20 protein-coding genes are annotated in these 24,590 nt (G+C 73.7%); 9 read left to right on the top strand and 11 right to left on the bottom strand.

Going from position 1 to position 24,590, the window contains the following annotated elements; all coding sequences use genetic code 11:
- Positions 1 to 63: 63 nt before the first annotated feature.
- The 3 genes from LG632_RS09980 to LG632_RS09970 form a co-directional block, all read right to left on the bottom strand.
- Positions 64 to 264, bottom strand: coding sequence for a hypothetical protein (locus LG632_RS09980; protein ID WP_226726545.1), 201 nt, complete (start codon positions 262 to 264; stop codon positions 64 to 66).
- Between the two features lie 108 nt (positions 265 to 372).
- On the bottom strand, positions 373 to 2,325 hold the full coding sequence (locus LG632_RS09975; RefSeq protein WP_374203446.1) for a DUF8823 domain-containing protein: 1,953 nt from the start codon (positions 2,323 to 2,325) through the stop codon (positions 373 to 375).
- 113 nt (positions 2,326 to 2,438) lie between these two features.
- Positions 2,439 to 5,336: a D-alanyl-D-alanine carboxypeptidase gene (locus tag LG632_RS09970; RefSeq protein ID WP_226726544.1), complete on the bottom strand. Its 2,898-nt coding sequence runs from the start codon at positions 5,334 to 5,336 to the stop codon at positions 2,439 to 2,441.
- Positions 5,337 to 5,519: 183 nt separating this feature from the next.
- On the opposite strand from LG632_RS09970, the gene LG632_RS09965 reads away from it, so the two are divergent.
- The 3 genes from LG632_RS09965 to LG632_RS09950 all read left to right on the top strand — a co-directional run bounded on the left by LG632_RS09965 (position 5,520) and on the right by LG632_RS09950 (position 7,828).
- The gene (locus LG632_RS09965; RefSeq protein WP_226726543.1) at positions 5,520 to 6,263 is read left to right on the top strand and encodes a GOLPH3/VPS74 family protein; all 744 of its coding nucleotides are present in this window, start codon (positions 5,520 to 5,522) and stop codon (positions 6,261 to 6,263) included.
- Positions 6,264 to 6,516: 253 nt separating this feature from the next.
- On the top strand, positions 6,517 to 7,401 hold the full coding sequence (locus LG632_RS09955) for a helix-turn-helix domain-containing protein (protein ID WP_226726542.1): 885 nt from the start codon (positions 6,517 to 6,519) through the stop codon (positions 7,399 to 7,401).
- Between the two features lie 214 nt (positions 7,402 to 7,615).
- Positions 7,616 to 7,828, top strand: a complete 213-nt coding sequence (locus LG632_RS09950; RefSeq protein WP_226726541.1) for a DUF397 domain-containing protein — start codon at positions 7,616 to 7,618, stop codon at positions 7,826 to 7,828.
- A 117-nt stretch (positions 7,829 to 7,945) separates the two neighbouring features.
- On the opposite strand, the gene LG632_RS09945 is transcribed toward LG632_RS09950, so the two are convergent.
- On the bottom strand, positions 7,946 to 8,842 hold the full coding sequence (locus LG632_RS09945) for a hypothetical protein (protein ID WP_226726540.1): 897 nt from the start codon (positions 8,840 to 8,842) through the stop codon (positions 7,946 to 7,948).
- Between the two features lie 170 nt (positions 8,843 to 9,012).
- Between LG632_RS09945 and LG632_RS09940 the strand changes: the two genes are divergently transcribed.
- The 5 genes from LG632_RS09940 (at position 9,013) to LG632_RS09920 (ending at position 15,408) form a co-directional block, all read left to right on the top strand.
- Entirely contained in the window at positions 9,013 to 9,390 is a 378-nt protein-coding gene (locus LG632_RS09940) for a hypothetical protein (protein ID WP_226726539.1), read from the top strand.
- A gap of 76 nt (positions 9,391 to 9,466) precedes the next feature.
- Positions 9,467 to 10,249, top strand: coding sequence for an SDR family oxidoreductase (locus LG632_RS09935; RefSeq protein WP_226726538.1), 783 nt, complete (start codon positions 9,467 to 9,469; stop codon positions 10,247 to 10,249).
- A 40-nt stretch (positions 10,250 to 10,289) separates the two neighbouring features.
- A complete protein-coding gene (locus LG632_RS09930; protein ID WP_226726537.1) occupies positions 10,290 to 12,929 on the top strand; it encodes a bifunctional FO biosynthesis protein CofGH in 2,640 nt (879 codons plus the stop codon).
- A 261-nt stretch (positions 12,930 to 13,190) separates the two neighbouring features.
- Positions 13,191 to 14,351 (top strand): ADP-ribosylglycohydrolase family protein, encoded by a 1,161-nt coding sequence (locus tag LG632_RS09925; RefSeq protein WP_226726536.1) that lies wholly within the window; start codon positions 13,191 to 13,193, stop codon positions 14,349 to 14,351.
- 196 nt (positions 14,352 to 14,547) lie between these two features.
- Positions 14,548 to 15,408 carry a TIGR03619 family F420-dependent LLM class oxidoreductase gene (locus tag LG632_RS09920; RefSeq protein WP_226726535.1) on the top strand — a complete coding sequence of 287 codons (861 nt, stop codon included), beginning with the start codon at positions 14,548 to 14,550 and terminating at the stop codon, positions 15,406 to 15,408.
- Here the strand turns inward: LG632_RS09920 and LG632_RS09915 are convergent.
- Positions 15,309 to 15,818, bottom strand: a complete 510-nt coding sequence (locus tag LG632_RS09915) for an ATP-binding protein (RefSeq protein ID WP_226726534.1) — start codon at positions 15,816 to 15,818, stop codon at positions 15,309 to 15,311. The two genes, LG632_RS09920 and LG632_RS09915, sit on opposite strands and share 100 nt — an antisense overlap.
- An 80-nt stretch (positions 15,819 to 15,898) precedes the next feature.
- Positions 15,899 to 17,137: an alpha/beta hydrolase gene (locus LG632_RS09910; RefSeq protein WP_226726533.1), complete on the bottom strand. Its 1,239-nt coding sequence runs from the start codon at positions 17,135 to 17,137 to the stop codon at positions 15,899 to 15,901.
- 59 nt (positions 17,138 to 17,196) lie between these two features.
- Here LG632_RS09910 and LG632_RS09905 point away from each other — a divergent pair, with 59 nt between their 5' ends.
- Positions 17,197 to 18,180 (top strand): winged helix-turn-helix domain-containing protein, encoded by a 984-nt coding sequence (locus LG632_RS09905; protein WP_226726532.1) that lies wholly within the window; start codon positions 17,197 to 17,199, stop codon positions 18,178 to 18,180.
- On the opposite strand, the gene LG632_RS09900 is transcribed toward LG632_RS09905, so the two are convergent.
- The 5 genes from LG632_RS09900 to LG632_RS09880 form a co-directional block, all read right to left on the bottom strand.
- Entirely contained in the window at positions 18,177 to 18,965 is a 789-nt protein-coding gene (locus tag LG632_RS09900; RefSeq protein ID WP_226726531.1) for a bestrophin-like domain, read from the bottom strand. The two genes, LG632_RS09905 and LG632_RS09900, sit on opposite strands and share 4 nt — an antisense overlap.
- Before the next feature lie 92 nt (positions 18,966 to 19,057).
- Positions 19,058 to 19,357 (bottom strand): hypothetical protein, encoded by a 300-nt coding sequence (locus LG632_RS09895; protein ID WP_226726530.1) that lies wholly within the window; start codon positions 19,355 to 19,357, stop codon positions 19,058 to 19,060.
- Positions 19,358 to 19,411: 54 nt separating this feature from the next.
- Positions 19,412 to 20,983, bottom strand: a complete 1,572-nt coding sequence (locus LG632_RS09890) for an APC family permease (RefSeq protein WP_226726529.1) — start codon at positions 20,981 to 20,983, stop codon at positions 19,412 to 19,414.
- Between the two features lie 302 nt (positions 20,984 to 21,285).
- Positions 21,286 to 22,755, bottom strand: coding sequence for an aldehyde dehydrogenase family protein (locus LG632_RS09885; protein ID WP_226726528.1), 1,470 nt, complete (start codon positions 22,753 to 22,755; stop codon positions 21,286 to 21,288).
- The gene (locus LG632_RS09880) at positions 22,752 to 24,494 is read right to left on the bottom strand and encodes an N-acyl-D-amino-acid deacylase family protein (protein ID WP_226726527.1); all 1,743 of its coding nucleotides are present in this window, start codon (positions 24,492 to 24,494) and stop codon (positions 22,752 to 22,754) included. The genes LG632_RS09885 and LG632_RS09880 overlap by 4 nt, the downstream gene beginning before the upstream one ends.
- Positions 24,495 to 24,590: the final 96 nt, after the last annotated feature.

The raw sequence follows: 24,590 nt of genomic DNA, 5'->3' as shown, positions 1-24,590 counted from the left end.
GCACCGGTCCGGTGCGGTCGCGCGCGGTCCGGTGCGCTCGCGCGCGGTCCGAAGAGGCGGGGCCTAGCTGAGGCCCTTGGCGCGTTCGCCGATGCGGTCGCCCTGGGGCGCGCCCGCGCGCTTCAGGTCGGCCTTGGTGTGGACCCCGCCCTTGACCTTGCTCCGCACCGGGGCGTCGAAGCCGTGGCCCGGCGCCCGCGGCGCCCGTACCGGGTCCTGATCCCTGACCGTCTGCCGGAACTCCCGCTTCTGGTCCTTGCTCATCCCGTCGTCACTCCCTCAGGAAGCACCCAATCGGACTATTGGGATCGTATGCAGACAACGGGACGAACGCACCCGCTGGGGCGGCGTTCCGCCGAGGCGGGCGCACCGCTACGAGCGCGGCCCCTGCTGCCGCGGCTCGGCGCGCCGCTGGACCGGCCGGTGCCCGGGCCCCACCGCCTCGATCACCAGCTCCTGCGGACAGCCCGTGCCCCGCGGCAGCTGGTAGGGCGCCGCGATCCGGTACTCCCCCGGCGCCGGCGCGAGCAGCTCGGTCCAGACGTCGCCCGCCGTGTCGGGGGCCGCCTTGAACAGGCACCCGCTGGTGTTCTCGTACTGCCGGGGCACCAGCCCCTGCTCCTTCGACTCGGCCGTCTCCTGCGGCGCCTCGACCCGCTTGCCGCTCGCGTCCACCAGGCCCAGCCAGGGCGAGTGCGGGATGCGCAGCAGGACCCGGCCGGGCTGCCGGACGTCGATCACCCAGCGGTCCGCGCCGGCCCGCACGAGGGTCGCGGGGCCGGACACGAGCTGGGTCGGCTCGTGCACCTTGAACAGCTGCCAGTTCGCGTCGCCCCAGATCTGCTGGAGGTACGGCAGCCCCTGGCGCACCAGCTTCGCCTCGTCCTCGCCGCCCGAGTCGGGTTTGTCGGCGGGCAGGACGACGTAGTGCACGCCCCAGCGCTCCAGCCAGGAGCGGTAGCTCTCCTCGGTGAGCGTGTCGTCGTAGAAGAGCGGGTTGCGCTCCAGGTCCGCCTGCCGGTTCCAGCCGCGGGCGAGGTTGACGTACGCGGGGAAGGCCGAGGACTCGCGGTGGCTGCTGGCCGGGACCACCTCGACCCGGCCGCGGTCGGCGCCGACCCGCTGCAGCTGGTTGACCAGCGGGGCCAGCTCGTGGGCCCACGCCGCCTTGGGGGTGGTGCGGACGATGTCCGTGATGCTGTTGGTGGTGATCCAGACGTGGATGCCGACGATCGCGAGCAGCAGCGCGTACCAGCGCCGGGTCCGCGGCACGCAGTACGGCAGGGCGGCCAGCAGCACGGCCCCGCCGAAGAGCATGACCATGCGGGTGACGTTGGAGCCGATCTGGGAGTCGATCACCCAGGTCAGGAAGACACCGAGCGCGTAGACCGCGGAGGCGATCCGCACGGTCCGCCAGGCGCGCGGGACGAGGGCCACGATCGCCAGCGCGAAGACGAACGGCACCCAGGCGGAGCCGATCTTCATCGGCTGGGTGCCGGAGAACGGGAACAGCCACGACGACAGCCCGACCACCGCCACCGGCGCCAGGCCCAGGGCGTACGCCCCCGGGCGCCGCCCGGACAGGAACAGCGCGGCGGCCACCACGCCCAGGAACAGCCCGGCCACCGGACTGGAGGCGGTCGCGGTCCCCGCGAGCACCGCCGCCACGGCGGCCTTGGCCCACCGCCGCTCCGCCCAGACGCGCGGCCAGCAGAAGGCCGCGGCGACCGCGCCGAGCGCGAACATCGCGCCGAGGCCGAAGGTCACCCGTCCCGACAGGGCGTTGCAGAACAGGCCGTACACGCCGGCCAGCGCGGGCCACAGCGGCTGGCGCACGGCTCCGCGGCAGCGCGAGAGGATCAGCGCGGTCAGTCCCGCCGAGACCGTCCCGGCGATCATCATCGTGGTCCGCACGCCGAGGACGTGCATCAGGTACGGCGAGACGACCGAGTACGACACCGGGTGCATGCCGCCGTACCAGGCCAGGTTGTACGCGGAGTCCGGGTGCCGGCCGACGAACTCGGCCCAGGCGTCCTGTGCGGCGAGGTCGCCCCCGCTGTTGGCGAAGCAGTAGAACCACAGCACGTGCAGCACGGCGGCGACGAGCATGGCCGTCACCGCCGGGTGCCGCTCGGCCCGCGCCAGCAGGGCGCGCCCGGCCGACGGCCGTGTGCCGCTGCCGGTGCCGGTGCCGCTGCCGGTCTCCGTGCTGCTGACGGTGCCCGTGCTGTCGGCGGTGCCCGTGCTGCTGACGGTGCCGGGCGGCCGGCCCGGGGCGGGTGCGGCGGTGGCGGCGCCGTCGGCGGTCTGCTCCGCGGTGGTCACTGACGTACTCCCCAACCTTCGTACCGGTCCCGCAGCCTAGACGCGCTCCGGCACCCCCGGATCGCCGGGGGTGCCGGAGCGCGCGTCGGCCCGTGTGCCGGTCAGCCGCGCGGTCAGGCCACGCGGGTGAGCTTGCTGCCGATGCCCGGCGCGACGAGGTCGCGCTGGAGGGCCACGGGAACCTTGACCTGGCTGGCACCTTCGCCGACGGTCAGCACTCCGACCTCGGTGCCCGCCTTGGCGGATTCCGGAATCTTGTTCCCGCCGTCGCCCAGCTTGATGGCAACCGTCAGCGACGGCCACCCGATCGCCTGCACGTCGGCGGTGGCGACCACCGGCGTCGTGCCGCCCAGACCGTCGTCCACATGCCCGACGACCTCACCCTTCTTGACCACGACCTCGCCGGTCAGGGCCTTCTGGGAGGAGATCATCAGCTGCTTGCTCGCCGCGATGACGGTGTCGATGATGGCCGGCTTGTGCTGGGCGAGGGTGGCACCGACGATCAGCTGCTCGGTGTTGCCGATCTTCTTCTTGGCGGCCCACAGGAGGTTGCCGCCGGCCTTGCTGGTGGTGCCGGTCTTGATGCCGAGCGAGTCGTTGTAGGGGACGAGACGGTTCCAGTTGTCCCAGGTCTTGCCGGAGGGGTCGGTCCACTTCGGCTTCTTGGTGATGTCGAGGAGCGTCTCCATCTCGACCAGCTTCAGGCCCAGCTTCACCTGGTCCTCGGCGGTGCTGACCGTGGTCGCGTCCAGGCCCGAGGGGTCCGTGTACGTGGTGTTGGTCATGCCGAGTTCCTTGGCGGTGTCGTTCATCTTCTTGACGAACGCCTCCTGGTCGCCGCCGGAGTCCCAGCGGGCGAGCAGCCGCGCGATGTTGTTGGCCGAGGGGATCATGAGGGCGGCGATCGCGTCGTACTCGGAGATCTTGTCGCCCTCCTTCACCGTGTCGAGGGTGGACTCGTTGTCCGTCGAGTTGTTCTTCTTGCCCTCGGTCTCGGCCGTCTTGTCGACGTCGATCATCGCGCCCTTCTCACCCTTCTTGATGGGGTGGTCGCGCAGGATGATGTACGCCGTCATGGACTTGGTCACGCTGGCGATGGGCACGGGCTTCTGCTCCCCGTACGTGCCCAGGGTGCCGAGCCCGGCCGCCGCCACCGAGGCCTGGCCCTCGGCGGGCCACACCAGGTTCGGCTTGTCGCCGGGGAAGCTGTGCGACTTCTTGGCCGTCATCACCAGCCGCGGCTCCGGCAGCGGGCGCACCAGCTGGACGATGCCGAGGACGACGACGAGCAGGACGACCAGCGGCGTGTAGATCTTGAGCCGGCGCACGGTGGTGCGCAGGGGGCTGGGCGGCGGGGGCGGGTTGTTGGTCAGCTCGGCGAGCATGTCCAACGGCGGACGCGGGGGCAGCGGCTGCTGGGTGGTCCGCTCCGTACCGAGGTGCTCCACGGCGGGGGCGGCGGCGGCCGGCGCGGCCGGTCCGGCGGTTCCGGCCGGTCCGGCCGGGGACTTCGCCTTGGCGTCGGCCGGCTTGGCCCCGGCCGGCTTCGCTTCGGTCGGCTTCGTTCCGGTCGGCTTCGTCCCGGCCGGCTTGGCGTCGGGGCGCGGGGTGTCGTCGGAGCGCAGCGGTACGAAGGTGCTCGTCCGCTCGTTGTCGCTCTCGGGGCCGGGCTCCGGCTTGCGCGCCGGCTTCGGCGCGGCCTTGGTCTCGCCGGGCGCCGGGCGGACCGCCCGGAACACCGCGGTCTTCTCGGCGTCCGCCGACTCGCCGTCCTCGGCCTTGTCCCGCGGAGCGGGCCGGACCGCCCCGAGCGTCATGGTCTTCCCGGAGGCGGCCTTCGGCGCCTCCCCGGTGCCCGCCTCCGGCTCCTCCGCCTCGGCCGCGTCGTCGGCCTTGTCCTCGGCGGCGGGCTTCGCGGCGGGCTTCGCGTCGGCCTTGGCGCCGGTCTCGGCGGCGGGCTTCGCGGCGGGCTTCGCGGCGGGCTTCGCGTCGGCCTTGGCGCCGGTCTCGGCGGCGGGCTTGCCCTCGGCCTTCGGCTTCGCCTCGTCGGTCCCGACGCGCGGGGCGCGGAAGACCGCCGTCCGCTCGCTGTCGGCCGGTTCCTCGGCCTCGGCCGCGTCCTCGGCGGCGGGCTTGGTGTCCGCCTCGGTGCGGGGCTCGGTGTCGGGCTCGACGGCGGCCTCGGCGGGCTCGGGCTGCGCCGCCTTGCCGGGCTTCGCGTCCGAAGGAGCGGGCTTCGCCGGGGTCTTGGCGGCCGCGGCCGGGCGGCGGGGCTCGAAGAGGGAACGGCTCTCCTCGGAACCGTCCTTGCGCGGGGACTCCGCGGACTCCGCGGACTCCGTGGCCTGCGCGGACCCGGCGGGCTCGGCGGCCTCGGCGGACCGCGCAGAAGCGGAACCCACACGCGGGGCCCGGAACACGGCCGTGCGCTCGCTGTCGGCAGGCTCGGCGGACTCCGCGGCCGATCCCCGGCGCGGCTCGAACGCACGGAAGACAGCGGTCCGCTCGCTGTCCCCCTGGGCAGCGTCCTCGGCACCCTTGGCGCGGTTGCGCGGCTCGAACAGGGAGCCGCCGGCCGGCTTCGCGGCAGCCCCGTCCCGCTCGGCGGCGGAGTCGGAACCGGACGTGGGAGCGGAATCAGAAACGGAATCAGAACCAGAGGCGGAGGTGGAGGGGGAAGCAGAGCCGTCGGCCGGGTCGGTCGCGCCCTCGGCGACCTCGCCCCGCGCTTCGGCCGCAGACTCGGCCCCGGCCGCAGACCCGGCTTCGACGTCTGCTTCGACGTCGGCTTCGGCTTCGGCTTCGGCCCTGGATCCGGCCCCGGCTTCGACCTCCGCCCCGGCTTCGGCCTCGGCGGTGTCGGAGGTCTCGCCGGACCCCGGCTTCGGAGCCTTCGCGTCCGGTTCCGGGTCGCGCGGACGGAGCACCGACAGGCGCGGGTCGCGCTCCTCCCTGGGCTCCCCAGACGATGCACCTTGCTCAACCGACTTGTCGGGGGACTCGCCCGCCACCAGTTCCTCCTCGCTCGCCGTCCGGCTGTCCGAACCGTCTCACAGTGTCCCGTCTCGGGGGCATCGCCCTCGTGCTAGACGAGAACGACATAGCTGCCGGTTCCCCCACAAAGCGTCCAGGCGCTCTCGACAGATGAATGTGAGAGGCGTCACCCTGTCATTCATCCACGCGGGGAGGCATGGATGGGCAGGAGCCGCAGAACAATTCCGGAGGAGCTTCTGCTGCTCGCCTTGGACCCGGCCACGGGAACCACGGCGCAGCCGCAGTCGCTCGACCTCGGCCTTGCCGGGGCACAGCTAGTGGAGCTGGCCCTGGCAGGACGGATAGCCCCAGACGGGGATCGTATCGCCGTGGTGATGCCACGGCCGACAGGAGATCCGACCTTGGACTCCGCACTGGAACTGCTGCGCCGTCGCGGCAGTCCGGTACGGGCCGTCCACTGGATCGGCGGGCCCCGGCTGGGGCTCCGCCAGACGTACCTCTCGCACCTGGAGCGGTGCGGCATGGTCCATGCCGTGGCCGGCCAGATGTGCGGGGTGCTGCCGACGACTCGCTACCAGGCGACCGACACGGCGATCAGCCGGGAGATCCGTGCCCGGCTCGACAGTGCGATCCGTACCGGCGTACCGCCGGACCCGCGGACCGCGGCGCTCGCCGCGCTGGCCCACGCGGTCGGCCTCGGCAAGCACCTGTACCCCGGTAACGAGGGGCGTTCGTCCAGGTCCCGGCTGCGGGACCTGATCCGGCACGACCCCATGGGCGGTCTCGTCGCGCACGCCGTGATGGACGTCCAGAACGGTGTGGCCGCGCAGCCGCGGCGCGAACGGGCCACGGCTCACGCCGCGCACGCGCCGGCCGCCCCGGCCGGTTCGGTGCCGTTGCAGCCGCGCCGCACCGGTGCGATGGCGCGCGTCGCCGCGCACTGATCCATCCGCTCCATCTGATCCGCCCGTTCCACCTGTTCCAACCGATCCATCCGTTCCATTTGATCCATCTGCTCCACCCGATCCGCCAGCTCGACTCACGCGCGGGGTGGCGTGGCCGTTTGTTCGGTCACGCCACCCCGCGCGTCTGCATATACGCAGTTCGCCAGCGCAGGAGCGGACTTCGGTGGCAGTCTGCTGACCATCACATACGCAACAGACATGACAGACCTGAGCAAGCGGAGGTGCCGTTCCCGTGGCGTCCAATGTCAATCCCACCGTCCGACGCCGCCGACTGGGCATGGAGTTGCGCAAGCTCCGCGAGGACAAGGGCATGACCGCCGAGCAGGTCGCGGAGCGGCTGCTGGTCTCCCAGTCCAAGATCAGCCGGTTGGAGAACGGGCGCCGTTCCATCAGCCAGCGCGACGTCCGGGACCTGTGCGACGTGTACGAGGTGGAGGACCGCCGGCTCGTGGACTCCCTGATGCAGATGGCCAAGGATTCCCGGCAGCAGGGCTGGTGGCACGCCTTCGGCGACATCCCGTACAGCGTCTACATCGGACTGGAGACCGACGCCGCGAGCCTGCGCACCTACGAGCCGCAGGTCGTGCCGGGTCTGCTGCAGACGCCCGAGTACGCGAGCGCGCTGATCCGCGGCGCGCTGCCCGAGACGGCACCCGCCGACATCGACAAGCGGGTGCAGGTGCGCATGCGCCGGCAGTTGCGGCTGTCCGAGACCGAGAACAACAACCCCGAGATCGGCCCGCTGCGGCTGTGGGCGGTGATCGACGAGGCGGCGCTGCGCCGGCGCGTGGGCGACGCCCAGCTGATGGTGCGGCAGCTGGAGCACCTGATAGAGCAGTCCGAACAGCCGCACATCACGGTGCAGGTGATGCCTTTCGCGATGGGCGCGCACCCCGGCGTGAACGGCCAGTACGCCATTTTGGAATTCCCGGACGCTTCGGACTCGACCGTCGTGTACATCGAGGGCGTGACGAGCGATTTGTACCTGGAGAAGGCGAACGACGTGCAGCAGTACAGCGTGATGTACGAGCACCTGCGCGCCCAGGCCCTCAATGTCGACCAGACCCGCGAGTTCATCTCCGACATCATCGGAACCTATGCGGGCAAGGCCAAGTAAAACGGGCAGTCGGCGGCGGACCCGGTACGGTACACCGCCACTGCCCGACCAGGGAAGGCCTGGCTGAAATATGCCATCCGGATGGGTGAATGACCTCTTCAGGCCCGGAGTGCTGCCGGTAGCGTCGATCACGTCGACCGGGAAGCGTTCCGGAAAACCGGAAATCCTCCGTCGGCCACCCCCATCGAAACAACTCGCTGAACCGGAGAAAAACATGGCTATTCGACTGGGCGCCACGGAAAACTGGACCAAGTCCTCCTACTCCGGCGGAAACGGCGCGTGCGTCGAGGTCAAGTCCACCGTCGCCGAGGCCATCGCGGTCCGCGACTCGAAGGTGCAGGCGGGTCCGTCCCTCGCCTTCGCCGCCGGCGCGTGGAGCTCCTTCGTCACCGAGGTGACCGAGGGCCGGCTGGGCCACCGCATCTGAATTTCCCGCCGGACTCACTCACCGAAGTCCCCGAACTCACCACAATCCACGACATCACCGATTCTTGCTCACCCTGCCATGGCTGAGTGACTGAAGCCCTCTCGACTGATCGCCGCCTCAGCCGAGGGGGCTCGGCCATGTCTCGACGCCCCGCTGACGGAGCTGGTCGACGTACCGGTCGGTCCCCGGCACGGTCGGGACGAACGGCGCGACGAGTTCCACGCGCCCCGCCCCCGCCTCGGCGACCTCGGTGTCCAGGTCCCGGAACCGGTCCCAGCACTGCCGCGGGTCGGCCTCCAGGAACCACAGCAGCGTCAGCCGGGTGTCCACGCCCTCGACCTGCTTGACGTACGTCATCCGGTCGCCGGGCAGCGGCGTCGGCCGGAAGACGGTCACCATCGCGGCCGGGGAGCCGTGCAGCCGGCGCGGCAGGGCGCGCGAGCGCAGCCACTCCAGCAGCTCGGTCCGCTGCGCGGGCCCGTCGGCGTCGACGACCTGCAGGACCAGCCCGGCGTAGGGGTGGTCGAGGGCGTGGAAGTCGCGCGGGCCGGCGGCGCCGTCGCGGTAGACGGTCACCTCGTGGTCCTGGAAGGACGTGAAGACGTGCGTCCGGTCGTGGTAGACGCGGGCGTCGCGGTTCAGCCGCTTGTTGATGCCCACGGTCCACTTCATGTGCTCGTCGTAGCGGCCCTCGGTGATCCAGTAGGTGGAGAGGTAGCAGCCGGCGGTGACGGGCCGGGCGACCGCCGACTTCTCGGGGTAGCGCAGCTCCTGGAGGTCGCGGGTGGCCACCCAGCGGCGGCCGGCGAACATCCAGGGCATGGCCATGGCGCCCGCGTAGTAGTGGTCGTCCTCGTACCAGCGGTTGTAGGCGTACTCGTGGCCGGGATGCGGCTCCACCATCGTGATCAGGGCGTGGCCGGGGCGGACGCCGTACGGGCCCACCGAGGCCAGCTCGGCGTAGGCGTCGGCGCGGGTGTCGGGGGCGGGCTCGGTCTGCTCTTGGCTCTCCATGCCCTATCCGTCTACCTGACTTGCCGTCAGATAGCGAGACCTGCCGCACCACGTCCGCCGTCCGGCCGTCCGACCGTCCGGCCGCCCTGCTGTCCGGCCGTCCGGCTACTCAGAAGCGGGTGAGTACGCGCGCACTCGCCCGCCGCGCGGCCCGGCCGGATGCTGGAGCCATGCGCCAGAAGCTCACGGTCCTCGCCCCCGCCCTGCTGCTGTTCCTCCTCGCGACCGCGGCATGGGCCGCCTGGCTGGGTTGGGACCAGCACCGCGACCAGCAGCCCGACGGCTCGACGACCGGCCCGTACGAGACGTGGCAGGTCCTGGGGCTCGCCCTGACCGTGGGCGCGGCGGTGTGCTGGGCCGCGTACCGGCGCCACGCCCACGCCGCCGTGTTCGCCACCACGGCCGGGACCACCGCCGCCGCCTTCTACGACTGGTCGGACGACGCCAGCGGCCTGTTCGTGATCGGCGTGGCCATGGTCGCGGTGGGGACCCTCCTCGCGACCGCCGCCCTGGCCGCCCTGACCCCCCGCAAGCCCCCGTCCCCGTGACCTTCCCTCCTCGGCGCCGCACCCGTAGTCTGACGCACCGTCACATCCGGGTTCCGGTGCCAGGAGGCGAGCGCACATGCTGCTGCAAGGGAAGACCGTCGTCGTCTCCGGGGTCGGGGCCGGGCTCGGGCACCAGGTCGCCGCCGCCGTCGTACGGGACGGCGGGAACGCCGTGCTCGGGGCGCGCACGGAGGCGAACCTCGCCAAGTCCGCCGCCGAGATCGACCCCGACGGGCGGCACACCGCCTACCGGACCACCGACATCACCGACGAGGCCCGGTGCGAGGCCCTGGCCGCGCTCGCCGTGGAGCGGTTCGGCCGGATCGACGCCGTCGTGCACGTCGCCGCCTGGGACTCGTACTTCGGCGGCCTCCAGGACGCCGACTTCGGCACCTGGCAGCAGGTCCTCGACGTCAACCTGCTCGGCACCCTGCGGATGACCCGGGCCTGCCTGCCCGCGCTCAAGGAGCGCGGCGGGTCCGTCGTGATCGTCGGCACGCAGTCGTCGGTGGCCGCGCCGAGCGAGGTCCAGCAGGCCGCGTACGCCGCCTCCAAGGGGGCGCTGACCTCGGCCATGTACTCCATGGCCCGGGAACTCGGCCCGTACCGGATCCGGGTCAACACCGTGCTGCCCGGCTGGATGTGGGGCCCGCCCGTCCAGGCCTTCGTCACCTTCACCGCGCACAGCGAGCAGGTCGGCGAGGAGGAGGTGCTCGGCCGGCTCACCAGGCGCACGGCGCTGCCCGAACTCGCCACGGACGGGGACGTGGCCGACGCCGTGGCGTTCCTCGCCAGCGACCGGGCCCGGGCGATAACCGGCCAGTCGCTGCTGGTCAACGCGGGTGAGCTGATGCGATGACCCGCCCCGTGCCCCGATCAGCGGATCGTATGCTCGCGGTATGACGTCTCCTGGCAACGCCTCCGCCCCGACCCCCAACGCCATGCGCCGCGCGCTGCGCCGGGCCCGGGACGGCGTGGCGCTGGACGTGACCGAGGCGGCCGTGCTGCTCCAGGCGCGCGGGGCGGACCTCGACGACCTGACCGCCTCCGCCGCCCGGGTCCGCGACGCGGGACTGGCGGCGGCGGGCCGGGCCGGAGTGATCACGTACTCCAAGAGCGTGTTCATCCCGCTGACCAGGCTGTGCCGGGACAAGTGCCACTACTGCACGTTCGCGACCGTCCCCGGCAAGCTCCGGCGGGCCGGCCACGGGATGTTCATGTCGCCGGACGAGGTGCTGGACATCGCCCGGCGCGGCGCCGAGCAGGGCTGCAAGGAGGCCCTGATCACCCTCGGGGACAAGCCCGAGGACCGCTGGCCCGAGGCCCGCGAGTGGCTCGACGCGCACGGCTACGACGACACCATCGCCTACGTGCGGGCCATGTCGATCCGGATCCTGGAGGAGACGGGGCTGCTCCCCCACCTCAACCCCGGCGTCATGTCCTGGACCGACTTCCAGCGGCTCAAGCCGGTCGCCCCCAGCATGGGGATGATGCTGGAGACCACCGCCACCCGGCTGTGGTCGGAGCCGGGCGGGCCCCACCACGGCTCGCCCGACAAGGAGCCGGCCGTGCGGCTGCGGGTCCTGGAGGACGCGGGGCGCTCGTCCGTGCCGTTCACCTCCGGCCTGCTGATCGGCATCGGGGAGACGTACGAGGAGCGCGCCGAGTCGCTGTTCGCGCTGCGCCGCGTCAGCCGCGCGTACCACGGCATCCAGGAGCTGATCATCCAGAACTTCCGCGCCAAGCCGGACACGGCGATGCGCGGGATGCCGGACGCCGAACTGGACGACCTGGTCGCCACCGTCGCCGTCGCCCGGCACATCATGGGACCCGCCGCCTGCCTGCAGGCGCCGCCGAACCTCGTGGACGAGGAGTACGGCCGGCTGATCGCGGCCGGCATCGACGACTGGGGCGGGGTCTCCCCGCTGACCGTCGACCACGTCAACCCCGAGCGCCCGTGGCCCCGGATCGAGCTGCTGGCGCAGCGGTCCGCCGAGGCCGGCTTCGCGCTGCGCGAGCGCCTGTGCGTCTACCCCGAGTTCGTCCGGCGCGGCGAGCCCTGGCTCGACCCCCGGCTGCTGCCGCACGTGCGCGCGCTCGCCGACCCCGCCACCGGCCTCGCCGACGAGCACGCCGAGGTCAAGGGGCTGCCGTGGCAGGAGCCCGACGAGGGCTTCGCCGCCTTCGGGTCCTCCGGCCGGACCGACCTGCACCGCACCATCGACTCCGAGGGCCGCAGCTCCGACCGCCGCGAGGACTTCGACGAGGTCTACGGCGACTGGGAGGCGCTGCGGGAGGCGGCCGCGCCCGGCATGGCCCCCGACCCGCGATCGGCACCGGAGCGCCTCGACACCGACGTACGGGCCGCGCTGCGGCAGGCCGCCGCGGACCCGGAGCGGCTCACCGACGATCAGGCGCTGTCCCTGCTGCACGCGGACGGGCCGGCGCTGGACGCGCTCTGCCGGATCGCGGACGACCTGCGCCGGTCGGTGGTCGGCGACGACGTCACGTACATCGTCACGCGGAACATCAACTTCACCAACGTCTGCTACACCGGCTGCCGCTTCTGCGCGTTCGCGCAGCGCCGTACGGACGCCGACGCCTACACCCTGTCGCTGCAGCAGGTCGCCGACCGCGCCCAGCAGGCGTGGGACGTGGGCGCCGTCGAGGTGTGCATGCAGGGCGGCATCCACCCGGACCTGCCGGGGACGGCGTACTTCGAGATCGCGCGGGCGGTCAAGGAGCGGGTGCCGGGCCTGCACGTGCACGCCTTCTCGCCGATGGAGGTCGTCAACGGCGCCACCCGTACCGGGATGTCGGTACGGGACTGGCTGACGGCCGCCAAGGAGGCCGGACTGGACTCCGTCCCGGGGACGGCGGCGGAGATCCTCGACGACGAGGTGCGCTGGGTGCTCACCAAGGGCAAGCTGCCGGCGGCCGACTGGATCGACGTCGTCTCGACCGCCCACGAGCTGGGCATCCGGTCCTCGTCCACGATGATGTACGGCCATGTGGACCAGCCGCGGCACTGGCTGGGGCACTTGCGCACGCTGGCGCGGATGCAGCGGGCCGCGCGGGAGAAGGGCGTGGAGGGCTTCACCGAGTTCGTGACGCTGCCGTTCATCCACACCAACGCCCCGGTGTACCTGGCCGGCATCGCCCGGCCCGGCCCCACCGCGCGCGACAACCGGGCCGTCACCGCGATGGCGCGGCTGCTGCTCCACCCGCACATCACCAACATCCAGACCAGCTGGGTGAAGCTGGGCGCGGAGGGCGCGGCCGAGATGCTGCGGTCCGGGGCGAACGACCTGGGCGGCACGCTGATGGAGGAGACCATCTCGCGGATGGCCGGGTCGAGTTACGGCTCGTACCGGTCGGTGCGGGACCTGGTCGCCATCGCCGAGGCGGCGGGGCGGCCGGCGCGGCCGCGCACGACGCTGTACGGGGAGGTCCCGGCGGAACGCCAGGCGGCCGCCCGCGCCTCGGACGGCCATCTGCCCGAGCTGCTGCCGGTGTTGGAGGACGAGGGCGGGCGCTGAGGGGCCGCCGGGCGGCCGCGGGGTTCCGGCGCCCGGTTCCGGCGCGGGGCGGCCGCGGGGTTCCGGCGCGGGGCGGCTTCGGGGTTCCGGCGCGGGGCGGCCGCGGGGTTCCGGCGCGGGGCGGCTTCGGGGGCCGGGGGCTCAGGCAGGGTCGTGGGTCGGGCCCCGCGTGTTTCGGTCGTTCTGGGCGGGGTTGGGCTCGGGGCGTCCTTCGGTCGATGCTGTCCACTACAGTGCGCGCCAGAGTGGAGCGGGGGACACATGGACGACCAGACCGGCGGGCGAGCCGTGGCGTGGACGGGGCTCTGGGGGCGGGCCGAGCAGCAGGACTTCCGTAGCCGGGTCCGGGGCACGCTGCTGGGGGCCGCCCTCGGCGACGCCCTCGGCGCCCCGGTGGCGGGGCTGTCCCTGGACGGCATCCGCGCGGCCCACGGGCCGGAGGGACTCACCGAACCGGTGGCCGGTCCCGGGGCCGGGGGCTCGCCCGGACGGCGCGGCGCCGTCACCGCCGCGACCCAGCTCACCCTCTTCACCGTCGACGGCCTCATACGCGCCCACGTCCGCCGCGACACCGGCGCCTGGCACCCGCCCACCGGCCTCCACCGCGCGTACCGGCGCTGGGCGGCCACCCAGCACGACTGGGGCCCGGACGAGCGCCGCGCCGACAACGGCTGGCTGGCCCGGCAGGAGTGGCTCTACGCCCGCCGCGACCCGGCTCCGGCCTGCCTGACCGGCTTCGGCGACGACGTCCTCGGCACCTTGGACCGGCCCAAGAACCCCACCGCCCGGGACGCCGGGGCCACCGTGCGGTCGGTGCCGTTCGGCCTGCTGGTCGGCTGGGACCCGGCGCTGGTGCTGCAACTCGCCGTCGAGTGCGCCGTACAGAGCCACGGCCACCCCACCGCGTACCTGTCCGCCGCCGCCGTCGCCGTCATCGTCCACGGCCTCGCCCGCGGCGAGGCCCTCGCCCCGGCCACCGGGCGCGCCCTGGCCCTGCTCGATGCCCGGCCCGGGCACCAGCCGGTGGCGGACGCGCTGCGCCGGGCGCTGGCCGCCGTCACCGAGGGCGTGCCCTCGCCGAAGCTCGTCGAGTCCCTCTTCCCCGACGACGACCCCCACGCCGCCCACTGCCTGGCCGCGGCCGTCTACTGCGCCCTGGTCGCCGAGGACGTGCGCCACGGGCTGCGGCTGGCCGTCGACCACGGCGGCGACTCCGCCACGACCGGTGCGCTGTGCGGCGCGCTGCTGGGCGCCCTGCACGGTGAGACGGCCCTGCCGGCGCCCTGGCTGGCCGAGCTGGAGGGCCGCGCCACCGTCCTCGAACTGGCCGACGACCTCGCCCTGGAGCTGACCCAGGGCCCCACCCTGCACACCCCCGACACCTCCTCCCCCGGCTGGCTGGCCCGCTACCCGCGCGGCTGACGCCCGGCCCGTCCTTCCGGGGAGAACGCCCGGATCTCCCCGGTCGCCTCCCGGAAGGCGGGCACGGCCCGGAGGCCGAACCGGTGGCCCCGACCCACCGGACGCCAGCGGCGCGGCGCGACGCGCCCCCTGCCGTCTTCGGGGGATACGTCCTACCGTGGCGGGGCCCGAACCTGTGACGGAGGTGTCAGCACGTATGCGGATCGCCACGACCATCTTTCTGACCGATCTGACGGTCACGCCCGTCCGGATCGCCCGGGCGCTGGAGGAGCGCGGGTTCAGCGGGCTCTATCTGCCCGAGCACACGCACATCCCGGTCAGCCGGGACACCGCCGCGCCGATGGGCGGTGAGCTGCCCGAGATGTACGGCCGGACGCTCGACCCGTTCGTCGCGCTGGGCCAGGCGGCCGCCGTCACCGAGCGGCTGCACCTGGGCACCGGGATCACGCTGGTCGCGCAGCACGACCCGATCGGGCTGGCCAAGCAGGTGGCCACACTGGACCACCTGTCCGGCGGGCGGTTCACCCTGGGCGTCGGGTACGGGTGGAACACCGAGGAGGCCGCCGACCACGGTGTCGAGTGGGGGCAGCGGCGCGAGCTGGTCCGGGACCGGATGGCCCTCATGCGGGCGCTGTGGGCGCCCGAACCGACGGCGTACGTCGGGCAGTTCTCCTCGGTCCGGGCCAGCTCCGCCCACCCCAAGCCGGTCCAGGCGCCCCGCGAACTCGCCGCCGGCATCCCGCTGTACGGTCCCCGCACCCTGCTCGGCGGCGCCGCCGGCCCCAAGCTGTTCGCCGCGATCGCCGACCACGCCGACGGCTGGATGCCGATCGGCGGACGCGGGCTGACCGAGACGCTGCCGGTGCTCCGCTCCGTCTGGGAGCGGGCCGGCCGCGACCCCAAGGCCCTCCAGGTCGTCCCGTACGCGATCCACCCCACCCCCGGCAAACTCGGCCACTACGCCGACCTCGGAATCGAGGAGGTCGTCGCCCAACTCCCCTCCGCCTCCGAACCGGAGGTGCTGCGCGCCTTGGACGAACTGGCCCAGTTCCTCTGATCCCAGGCCGTCGCCTCCACCCACACCGTCTTGCCCATCGCCCGGTCCGTGACGCCCCAGGCGTCCGCGAGGGCCTCGATCAGGGGGAGGCCGTGGCCGTCGGGGGTGGGGTGGGGGCGGCGGTCCCGGCGGGCGTCGGCGAGTTCGATGCGGACGACGCCGGAGAGGAGGGACACGCGCAGTTCCAGGTCGCGGCCGGGGACGCGGCCGTGGGTGACGGCGTTGGCGGCGAGTTCGGCCACGAGCTGGGCGGCGCGGTCGGAGAGGTCGGTGCGGTAGGGGATGCCCCAGTCCTCCAGCTGGAGCAGGGTGAGGTGGCGGGCCAGGCGGGCGCCGCGCGGGGTGGAGCTGAGGCGCTGGGTGAACACGCAGGCGAGGGCGTCCGGGCCGGACGACGACGGAGTGGTCATGTCTTCAATGTCCCGTGCTGGGCGGCGGTTTCGGCAGGTCACCTACCCGTACCGGGCGTGGTGTACGGCTCCGGCGCGTCTCACGGCGCCCCCTGCCGGGTGCTCAGGTGGCGGGCGAAGAACGCGCGGACCGTACGGCGGACGTACGGGACCGAGACCTCGGGGCCGGCCGTGCCGATCAGGGCGCGGCACCGGTCCGCCGTCGTCAGCCCCGCCGCCCGCAGCTGCGGAAGGACCGCGGCGAAGTCGGTGAAGGTCCAGTGCCCGGCGCCCGCCACGCGCGCGCTGCGCACCCGGCCCGGCGAGCGGGCGGCCAAGGGCTGCCAGGAACGGGCCAGTTCGCGTCGGTGGTCGAAACCGTCGCTGCCCAGCAGGAGCAGCGGGCGGTCCAGCCCGTGCGCGACGACCGGGAAGGGGACGGCCGGGCCGCCGGGCTCGGTGGGCGGGTGGTCCAGGTAGCCCTCCAGGTTGATCCCGGCGCGGATCCGCCGGTCCTCGAAGAGCACCTCGGTGACGGCGCTCCCGCCGGCCGAGTGCCCGTACACGCCGACGCGCCGCGCGTCGAGCGCGCCGGCGAGCCCGTCGGGCAGCGGCAGGCCGGCCGGGTCGCGGAGCCGGCCGAGGACGAAGTGCAGGTCGGCGATCCGTACGTCGATCAGCGTGCGCCACAGCGCCGGCTCGTCCCGCGGCTCGCCGCGCAGGACCGTCTCGCGCACCGGCTCGGGCCGGTACGGGGTGACGTCCGGGAACTCGACCGCGGCCGCGTCCCCGGGATGGTCGACCGAGACGACGACGGCGCCGTGGGCGGCGAGGTCCTCGGCCAGGCAGGTCCCCCACCCGCGCGGGTCCCCGCCGCCCGGGCTGTGCACCAGCACCGGCCGCCGGCCGGGCAGCGCCGGGGCGTCCTCGTACGAGTGGGACGCGGTGGCGCTCCAGTCCACGCCCGCCGCGGGCAGGTGGAGCGGGCCGAACGGGGCGATCTGCCCGAACGCGGCCGCCGCGCGCGCCGGGAGCTGCGGGGCCCGGGCGAGGCCGGTGACGTCCCGGGCCGGATAGTAGAGGGTCAGCATCAGTTCCCGCACCGGGCAGCCGGGCGACAGGGGGTCGGGGCGGGAGGTGTCGACGAGGTGCACCGACCGGCGCCCCACGGGGTGCGGGCCCGTGGGCGCGGGGAGGGTGAGGACGGCATCGCCCCGGACCGGTGGCGGGGAGGTGGCCGCACGGGCGGCGCCGCCGCCCCCGCCGAGCAGCAGGGCGGCGGAGCCGAGCAGGGCGGACCTGGTGACGGAGCGTCGGCTGACGTGGAAGTCGCGTGTCATGCGGCTCATGCTGCGCGCGCGGACCACCGCGGACGATCGTTGAGGAAGGAGGCTCAAGGATGGCGATCCGGATCCACCTGACCCCGCAGGACGTGGCCCGGGTCGGCGTCGCGCCCCGGCCCGCCCCGCTGCAGGAGCTCAACGTGGCGCTGGCCATGATGTGCCGCCGGGACGGCGACCTCCTGCACGGGCCGTGGCGGCGCAGGGCGCTGCGGGCCCTGCCGGGGGCGGCGCACCCGCTGGCGGACCTCGTCCCCGCCGGGCGGGCACCGGGCTTCCTGGACGTGACGGCGGACTCCGTCCCCGCCGCCCTGGAGCAGGTCCGCGCGACCCCGGCCGAGGTGGTCGCCGCGGAGCTGGAGCGGGTCCACGCACCCGCGCGGACCCCCGTGCCGGCGTGGGTCCAGGGCCTGCGCCGGGGTGATGCGCGGGCCTGGCAGGTGGTGCACCGGGCGCAGCTGGCGGCGTTCGAGGCGCTGCTCGCTCCGGTGTGGGGGCAGGTGCAGGACCTGCACCGCGGGGAGTTCGTGCGCCGGGCGGTGGAGCTCGCCGAGGGCGGGGTCGGTGCGCTGCTGTCCGGGCTGCTGCCCGGCGCCCGGCTGCACGGCGGGGTCTGGGAGCTCCCGGGCCCGCCGCGGGAGGTGCGGCCGGGCGGGCGGGGGCTGCTCCTGCTGCCCACCTTCCACTGGTCCGGCGGGCCGCTGCTGTCCGATCTCCCGGGCCGCCCGGTCGTGGTCACGTACCCGGCCGGGCCCGGTCTGCCGCCGCGGCCCGACGGCGCCACCGGCCCGCAGGCGCTGGCCAAGGTGGTGGGGGGCACCCGGGCGGAGCTCCTGCGGCTGCTGACCGAGGCCCGCACGACGACCGAGCTGGCCCGTCGGCTCCGCGTCAGCGCCCCGACGGTCTCGGCGCACGCGGCGGCCCTGCGCGGCGCCGGGCTCCTGTCCACCGAACGGGCCGGCAAGGCGGTCCTGCACCGCCGCACCGCGCTGGGCAGCCTGCTGCTGGGGCAGGGCCCCGAGGTCCGCCCGGAGTCCGGCTAGCGCCAGAACCGGGCCAGTGCCGCCTGCTTGTACGGTTCGGCGCTCACGCTCAGCTCGCCCGAGAACGGCCGGTCCAGGACCAGGACGAGCAGCAGGCTGAAGCCGATCAGCGCGGCCACCGCCCCGACGAACAGCAGCTGCATCTTCAGGCTGCGCAGCCCGAACAGGAAGGTCAGCGGGAGGATCACCAGCGCGCCGCCGTAGACCAGGATCTGCAGCAGGGTGGGCAGCGACTGCTCGGCGGCGGTGATCCGGGCCCGCCGCTGCCCGGCGGCGTCGTTGAGGCGGGCCACCGCCTCCTCGTAGAAGGCCTGCGTGCGGGCGGACGCCGGTTCGTAGCCCTGCAGCGCCGTGTACATGGCGTGGGTCTGTTCGGCGGTGGCGTCGAAGCTGGGCCGGCCGTCCCGCATGCGGGGCCACTGGACCTCGACCACGGCGTGCACGTAGTCCCCGACGGCCCGCTCGACGCGGGAGCGGTCGGCGGGCGGGAAGGCCTCGGCGCTGCGGACGACCAGGGCGAGGTCGGTGGCCTCGCTGGCGACGACGTTCTGGGTGTTCTCCATCTGCGTCCACAGGGTGACGACGACGAAGGCCAGGATGATGCCGTAGATCGCGCCGAACATGCCGAGGGCGACGCCGACCATCTCGTTGTGCTCGCCGTCGGCCAGCCTGGGGTGGCGGCGGCGGACGGTGACGCTGCCCGCCACGGCGAGGAGGACCAGGCCGCCGACGAGGAGCACGGCCAGGGCGAAGGTGCTGAAGGTGTTCAGTAACCACAGGGACATGCCCTGCCCAACGAGCCACGGGCGCTACGGACCCGCCCGCGCCGCGGCCCGCCGGACAGAGGGTGCCGCCGCCGCGTCGGCGGCCGGTGCGTTCAGTGCCCGTGGCCGCCGAGGGACGGTGCGTCCGGGAGTCCGCCGCCGAGGGCGGTGCCGGCGCCGCCCAGGGAGGACTGCGCGGCGGTGGAGGTGACGGCGGTGGCGACGCCGACGGCGGTCCCGGTGTCCTTCACGGCCTGGTCGGGGTGGTCGACCATGGTGCCGAGCCGCTCGGTCAGCGGCTGCCCCTTGGGCAGCCCGTCGGCCTGGGCGGCGGCCGGGGTCAGGGCGAGGGCGGCGCCGCCCCCGAGGACGAGGGCGGCGAGGGTGCGCTTCATGCTGCTCTTGGCGTTCATGGCCTGACCAACGAACCCGCCGGGCCGCCGGTCACCCCCGACACGCCGCGGGCGTCAGTCCTCGACGACCAGGGCGGGCGTGGACCGGGTGAGGACCTCGCCGCGGAAGAAGGCCGGGCTGCGGCGCTCGGTGACGAGCATGATGACCAGGCCGAGGACCAGCAGGCCGACGCCGATCAGGAAGACGTTGCCGATGCCCACGCCGGGCAGGGTCGAGCCGGAGCCGTACGCGGGGTCCCAGGCGTCGTAGAGGGTCTTGAGGAAGACGGCGGCCAGCAGCAGCCCGCCCAGGACCGGGAAGACGCCCTTGAAGAACAGGTCGCGGGCCGAGCGGCGCAGCTCCTTGCGGAAGAACCAGGCGCAGGCGAAGGCCGTCAGCGAGTAGTAGAAGCAGATCATGAGGCCGAGCGCGAAGATCGTGTCGGTGAGGACGTTCTCGCTGACCAGGGTCATGACCGTGTAGAAGGCGCCGGTCGCCAGGCCCGCCATGACCGTGGCCCGGCCGGGGGTCTTGAACCGCGGGTGGACCTTGGCGTACGCGGGCGGCAGCGCCTCGTAGGCGGACATGGCCAGGACGGTGCGGGCCACCGGGATGAACGTGGTCTGCAGGGAGGCCGCGGCGGACGCCAGGACGGCGACGAAGAGCAGGATCCCGAGCGCCGGGCCCATGACCGGCCCGGCCAGGGCGGCGAAGACGTTGCCGGAGGTCTCCTCGTTGGCCAGGCCCAGGCCGCTGTCGCCGGAGCCGACGGCCATCTGGGCGGCGATGCCGGTGGCCAGGTACGAGCCGACCAGCACGACCATGGCCAGCAGCGCGGCGCGGCCGGGGGTCTTGGTGGAGCCGGTGGTCTCCTCGTTGGTGGCCAGGCACGCGTCCCAGCCCCAGTACATGAAGATCGAGAGGGACAGGCCCGCGGTGAAGGAGGCCATGGAGCCGACCTCGAAGGGGTTCATCCACTCCCAGGAGAAGTCCACGCCGGTGTCGAAGGCGCCGGCGCCGGCCTTGGAGAAGGCCATGACCACGAAGGCGGCGAGGACGACGAGCTGGAGGCCGACGAGCGCGTACTGGACGCCCTTGGTGGCCGTCATGCCGCGGTAGCTGATCGCGGTGGCGACGGCGATCAGGGTGAGGCAGGTCAGGATGTGGACGGGCTTGTTGTCGTCCAGGGCGGCGATCGAGGGGTTGTTCGTGATCTCGCCGGCCAGCAGCCAGAAGTACGAGGTGGCCACGCCCGCCAGGTTCGACAGGACGATGATGGTGGCGATCACCAGGCCCCAGCCGCACATCCAGCCGACGCGCGGGCCGAAGGCCTTCACCGTCCAGGTGAACGAGGTGCCGCAGTCGGGCACGGCCTTGTTGAGCTCGCGGTAGGCGAAGGCGACCAGGAGCATCGGCAGGAAGCCCGCGAGGAAGACGGCGGGCATCTGCAGGCCGACCTCGCCGGCGGTGGAGCCGAGCGTGGACGTCAGGCAGTAGACGGGGGCGACGGTCGAGATGCCGATGACGGCGCTTCCGACCAGGCCGACGGAACCCTTGCCCAGGCCCTTGCCGCGGACGTCGCCGCTGCCCGCGGCGACCCCGCTCACCGTGTCTCCGGCCCCGGGCCGCACGTCCAGCTGTGTCATGGGACAGGACGGTAGAGCCTGCGGTTTCCATATCCGGAGGGATCAACTCCGGATAGTGACGGGCCGAAATTCCTTTGATTCGGGAGAGTGGCGCCGTTCATCCACGCGAAATGAAAGGTTCACCCGCCACCCTGCTCCTCGTTTCGCGGGAGCCGCCGGGGAGGTTTCGGAATGCGGAAATCGCATCACTGCCCGCTTTGTCCGTTTCCAAACTTTCCCGTGTCTTTTTTTGCCACGGCCAGGACGGGGCTGCGGCCCTCCGGCCGCGCCCCGCCCGGGCCCCCGTACGCGTCCGCCCCGGATTACGTCGTCCAGACGATCGACTGGATCTCGCTGTAGGCGTGCAGCGCGTACGAGCCCACGTCCCGGCCCACGCCCGAGCGCTTGAAGCCGCCGAAGGGCGCCTCCATGTTGCGGCCGATCGTGTTGACCCCGACCCCGCCGGCCCGCAGCTGCCGCGCCACCCGGAAGGCCCGGGCCACGTCACCGGACCAGACGTAGCTGAGCAGGCCGTAGTCGCTGTCGTCGGCCAGGGCCACGGCCTCCTCCTCCGTGTCGAAGGGGACGACCACGACCACCGGCCCGAAGATCTCCTCGCGCACCACCCGCATGTCGTTGGTGCAGTCGGCCAGCAGCGTGGGCGCCACGTAGAAGCCCTTGCCCGCCGGCCCCACCACCGGGCGCTCGCCCCCGACGACGACCCGCGCCCCCTCCTTGCGGCCCAGCTCGACGTACGCCTCCACGCGGTCGCGGTGCGCGGCGGAGATCACCGGCCCGACCACCGTGCCGTGCTCCGCCGGGTCGCCGACCTTCAGGTACGACGCGTAGCCGGCCAGCTTCGCCAGCAGGGCGTCGTGCACCGACCGGTGGACCAGGACCCGGGTCGGGGCGGTGCAGATCTGCCCGCTGTAGAAGGAGAAGGTGGTCCCGATGCCGCGCACGGCCGCGTCGAGGTCGGCGTCGTCGAAGACGATCGCGGCGCCCTTGCCGCCGAGCTCCATCAGCTGCCGCTTCATCGACCGCCCGCACACCTCGGCGATCCGCCGGCCGACCCCCGTGGACCCGGTGAACGACACCATGTCCACGTCCGGGGAGTCCACCGCCGCCTCGCCCACCGCGACCGACCGCCCGCCGACCACGTTGACCACCCCGGGCGGCGCGCCCGCCTCCGCCAGCGCCTCGGCCATCTTGAACACCGACAGCGGATCCTGCGGCGCCGGCTTGACCACCACCGTGTTGCCCATGGCCAGGGCCGGGGCGACCTTGCCCGCCGGATTGGCCCACGGGTTGTTGTACGAGGTGATGCAGCTGACCACGCCCACCGGCTGGCGCACCTCCAGCGCGCCCAGCACGCTCGCCGCGCCCATCGGCCCCGCCTCGGTGACCTGCGGCGGCAGACCGCGTTCGACCGGCTCCAGGGCGCCTGCCGCGTACCGGCGGAAGCGGGCCGCCCCGACCGCGACCTGCATGCCGCGGGCGATGCCGGTCGGGGCGCCGGTCTCGGCCCGGGCGAGCGCGGCCCAGGGCTCGAACTCCCGCTGGACGATGTCGGCGGCCCGGTCCAGGATCGCCGCCCGCTCCTGCGGGCGGGTCCGCGACCAGGCGGCGAACGCCTCCCGCGCGGCCCGCGCCGCCTCGCGGACCTGCTCCGGCGAGGCTTCGGGGGCGAGCCCCACCACCGATTCGTCGGCCGGGTTCACCACCTCGTAGTGACCGCCGGCCGGCTCCACCCACTCCCCGCCGATGAACAGCCGCTGCGCCGCCGCCGTCATCGGGTGCCCACCGTCCTGGTGTCGCGGCCCGAGCGCAGCACGGTGCCCGGCACCGCGCCCGTGACCCGGTCGTCGCGGACGGTCTCCACCCCGTTCACGCGTACGGAGACGATGCCGGCGGCCCGCGAGTCCAGCCGCGGGCCGGCCCCCGGCAGGTCGTGCACGAGCGTGGCCGGGCCCGCCTCGATCCGCTCCGGGTCGAAGAGCACCAGGTCGGCGTGGAAGCCCTCGGCGATCCGGCCGCGCTCGCGCAGCCCGAACAGCCGCGCCGGGTCGTCGCTCAGCATCTGCACCGCCCGCTCCAGCGGCACCAGCTTGCGCCCGCGCAGGCAGTCGCCGAGGAACCGGGTCGTGTACGGCGCCCCGCACATCCGGTCCAGGTGCGCGCCGGCGTCGGAGCCGCCGAGCATGACGTCCTCGTGGTTCCAGGTCTCGGCGCGCAGCGCCCAGCTGTCCGGGTCGTTGTCGGTCGGCATCGGCCACAGCACCGTGCGCAGCCCGTCGTTGGCGCAGATCTCCACCAGGCACTGGAAGGGGTCCTGGCCTCGCTCGGCCGCGACGTCGCCGACGACCCGCCCGGTCAGGCCCTCGTTCTCCTTGCTCCAGGTGTCCCCGACGACGTAGCGGCCGAAGTCGGCCAGCCGCCGGAACACCCCGGCCTCCTTGCTGTCGGCCCGGCGCAGCATCTGCGCGCGCACGGCGGGGTCGCGCAGCCGCGCGATCCGCTCGGGCACCGGCAGGCCCAGGACCTCGCCCCAGCCGGGGATGAGGTTGAGGGCGCAGAAGGTGCCCAGCGACATGTTCATGGGGGTGAGGATGGGCATGGTCAGCGCCACGACGCGGCCGCCCGCCTTGCGGGCGCGTTCGCTGGGGAGCAGTTGGCGGGGGACGCGTTCGGGGACGGCGGAGTCGATCGTGAGCACGTTCCAGTTCAGGGGGCGCCCGGCGGCGGCGCTCATCTCCACGAGGAGGTCGATCTCGGCGTCGGAGAACTGGTCGAGGCAGCCGGCGACGATCGCTTCGAGCTGCGTGCCCTCGTGCTCGCCGACGGCGCGGGCGAGGGCGAGGAGTTCCTCGGGGCCGGCGTGCCGGGACGCGACGGGCCGGCCGTCGCCGTCGGAGTGGGTGGCCGACTGGGTGGTGGACAGGCCCCAGGCGCCGGCGTCCATCGCCTCGTGGAGCAGCCGCAGCATCTCCCGCATCTCGTCCGGGGTGGGCCGGCGCGGGCCGGTGGCGTCCTCGCCCATGACGTGCCGGCGCAGGGCGCAGTGCCCGACCATGAAGCCGGCGTTGACGGCGATGCGGCCCTCCAGGGCGTCGAGGTACTCGCCGAAGGTGTGCCAGGACCACTCGACGCCCTCTTCGAGTGCCGTGAGGGCCATGCCCTCCACCTTGCTCATCATGCGGCGCGTGTAGTCGGCGTCCTCGGGGCGGGCCGGGTTGAGCGGGGCGAGGGTGAAGCCGCAGTTGCCGCCGGCGACGGTGGTCACGCCGTGGTTCATGGAGGGTGTGGCGTACGGGTCCCAGAACAGCTGGGCGTCGTAGTGGGTGTGCGGGTCGACGAAGCCGGGGGCGAGGACGAGTCCGGTGGCGTCCTCGCTGCTGCGGGCCGGCCCGGTGACGGTGCCGGGCTCGGCGACGACGGTGATGCGGCCGCCGGCGATGCCGACGTCCGCGGTGCGGGCGGGGGCGCCGGTGCCGTCCACGACGGTGGCGCCCTTGATCAGGTGGTCGAGCATGGCGTCCTTCCTCGTGCGTGTGCCCCGGCCGGGGGGCGACGGGCCGGCCGCGGCCCGGTGTCGCCTCCGGCCGGGGCCGGTGCGGGACGGCGGTCC

Source organism: Streptomyces antimicrobicus (assembly GCF_020532625.1).
GTDB lineage: Bacteria > Actinomycetota > Actinomycetes > Streptomycetales > Streptomycetaceae > Streptomyces > Streptomyces antimicrobicus.
The sequence above is the reverse complement of the archived record's forward strand: the minus strand, read 5'-3'. Positions and strand labels throughout refer to the sequence as shown.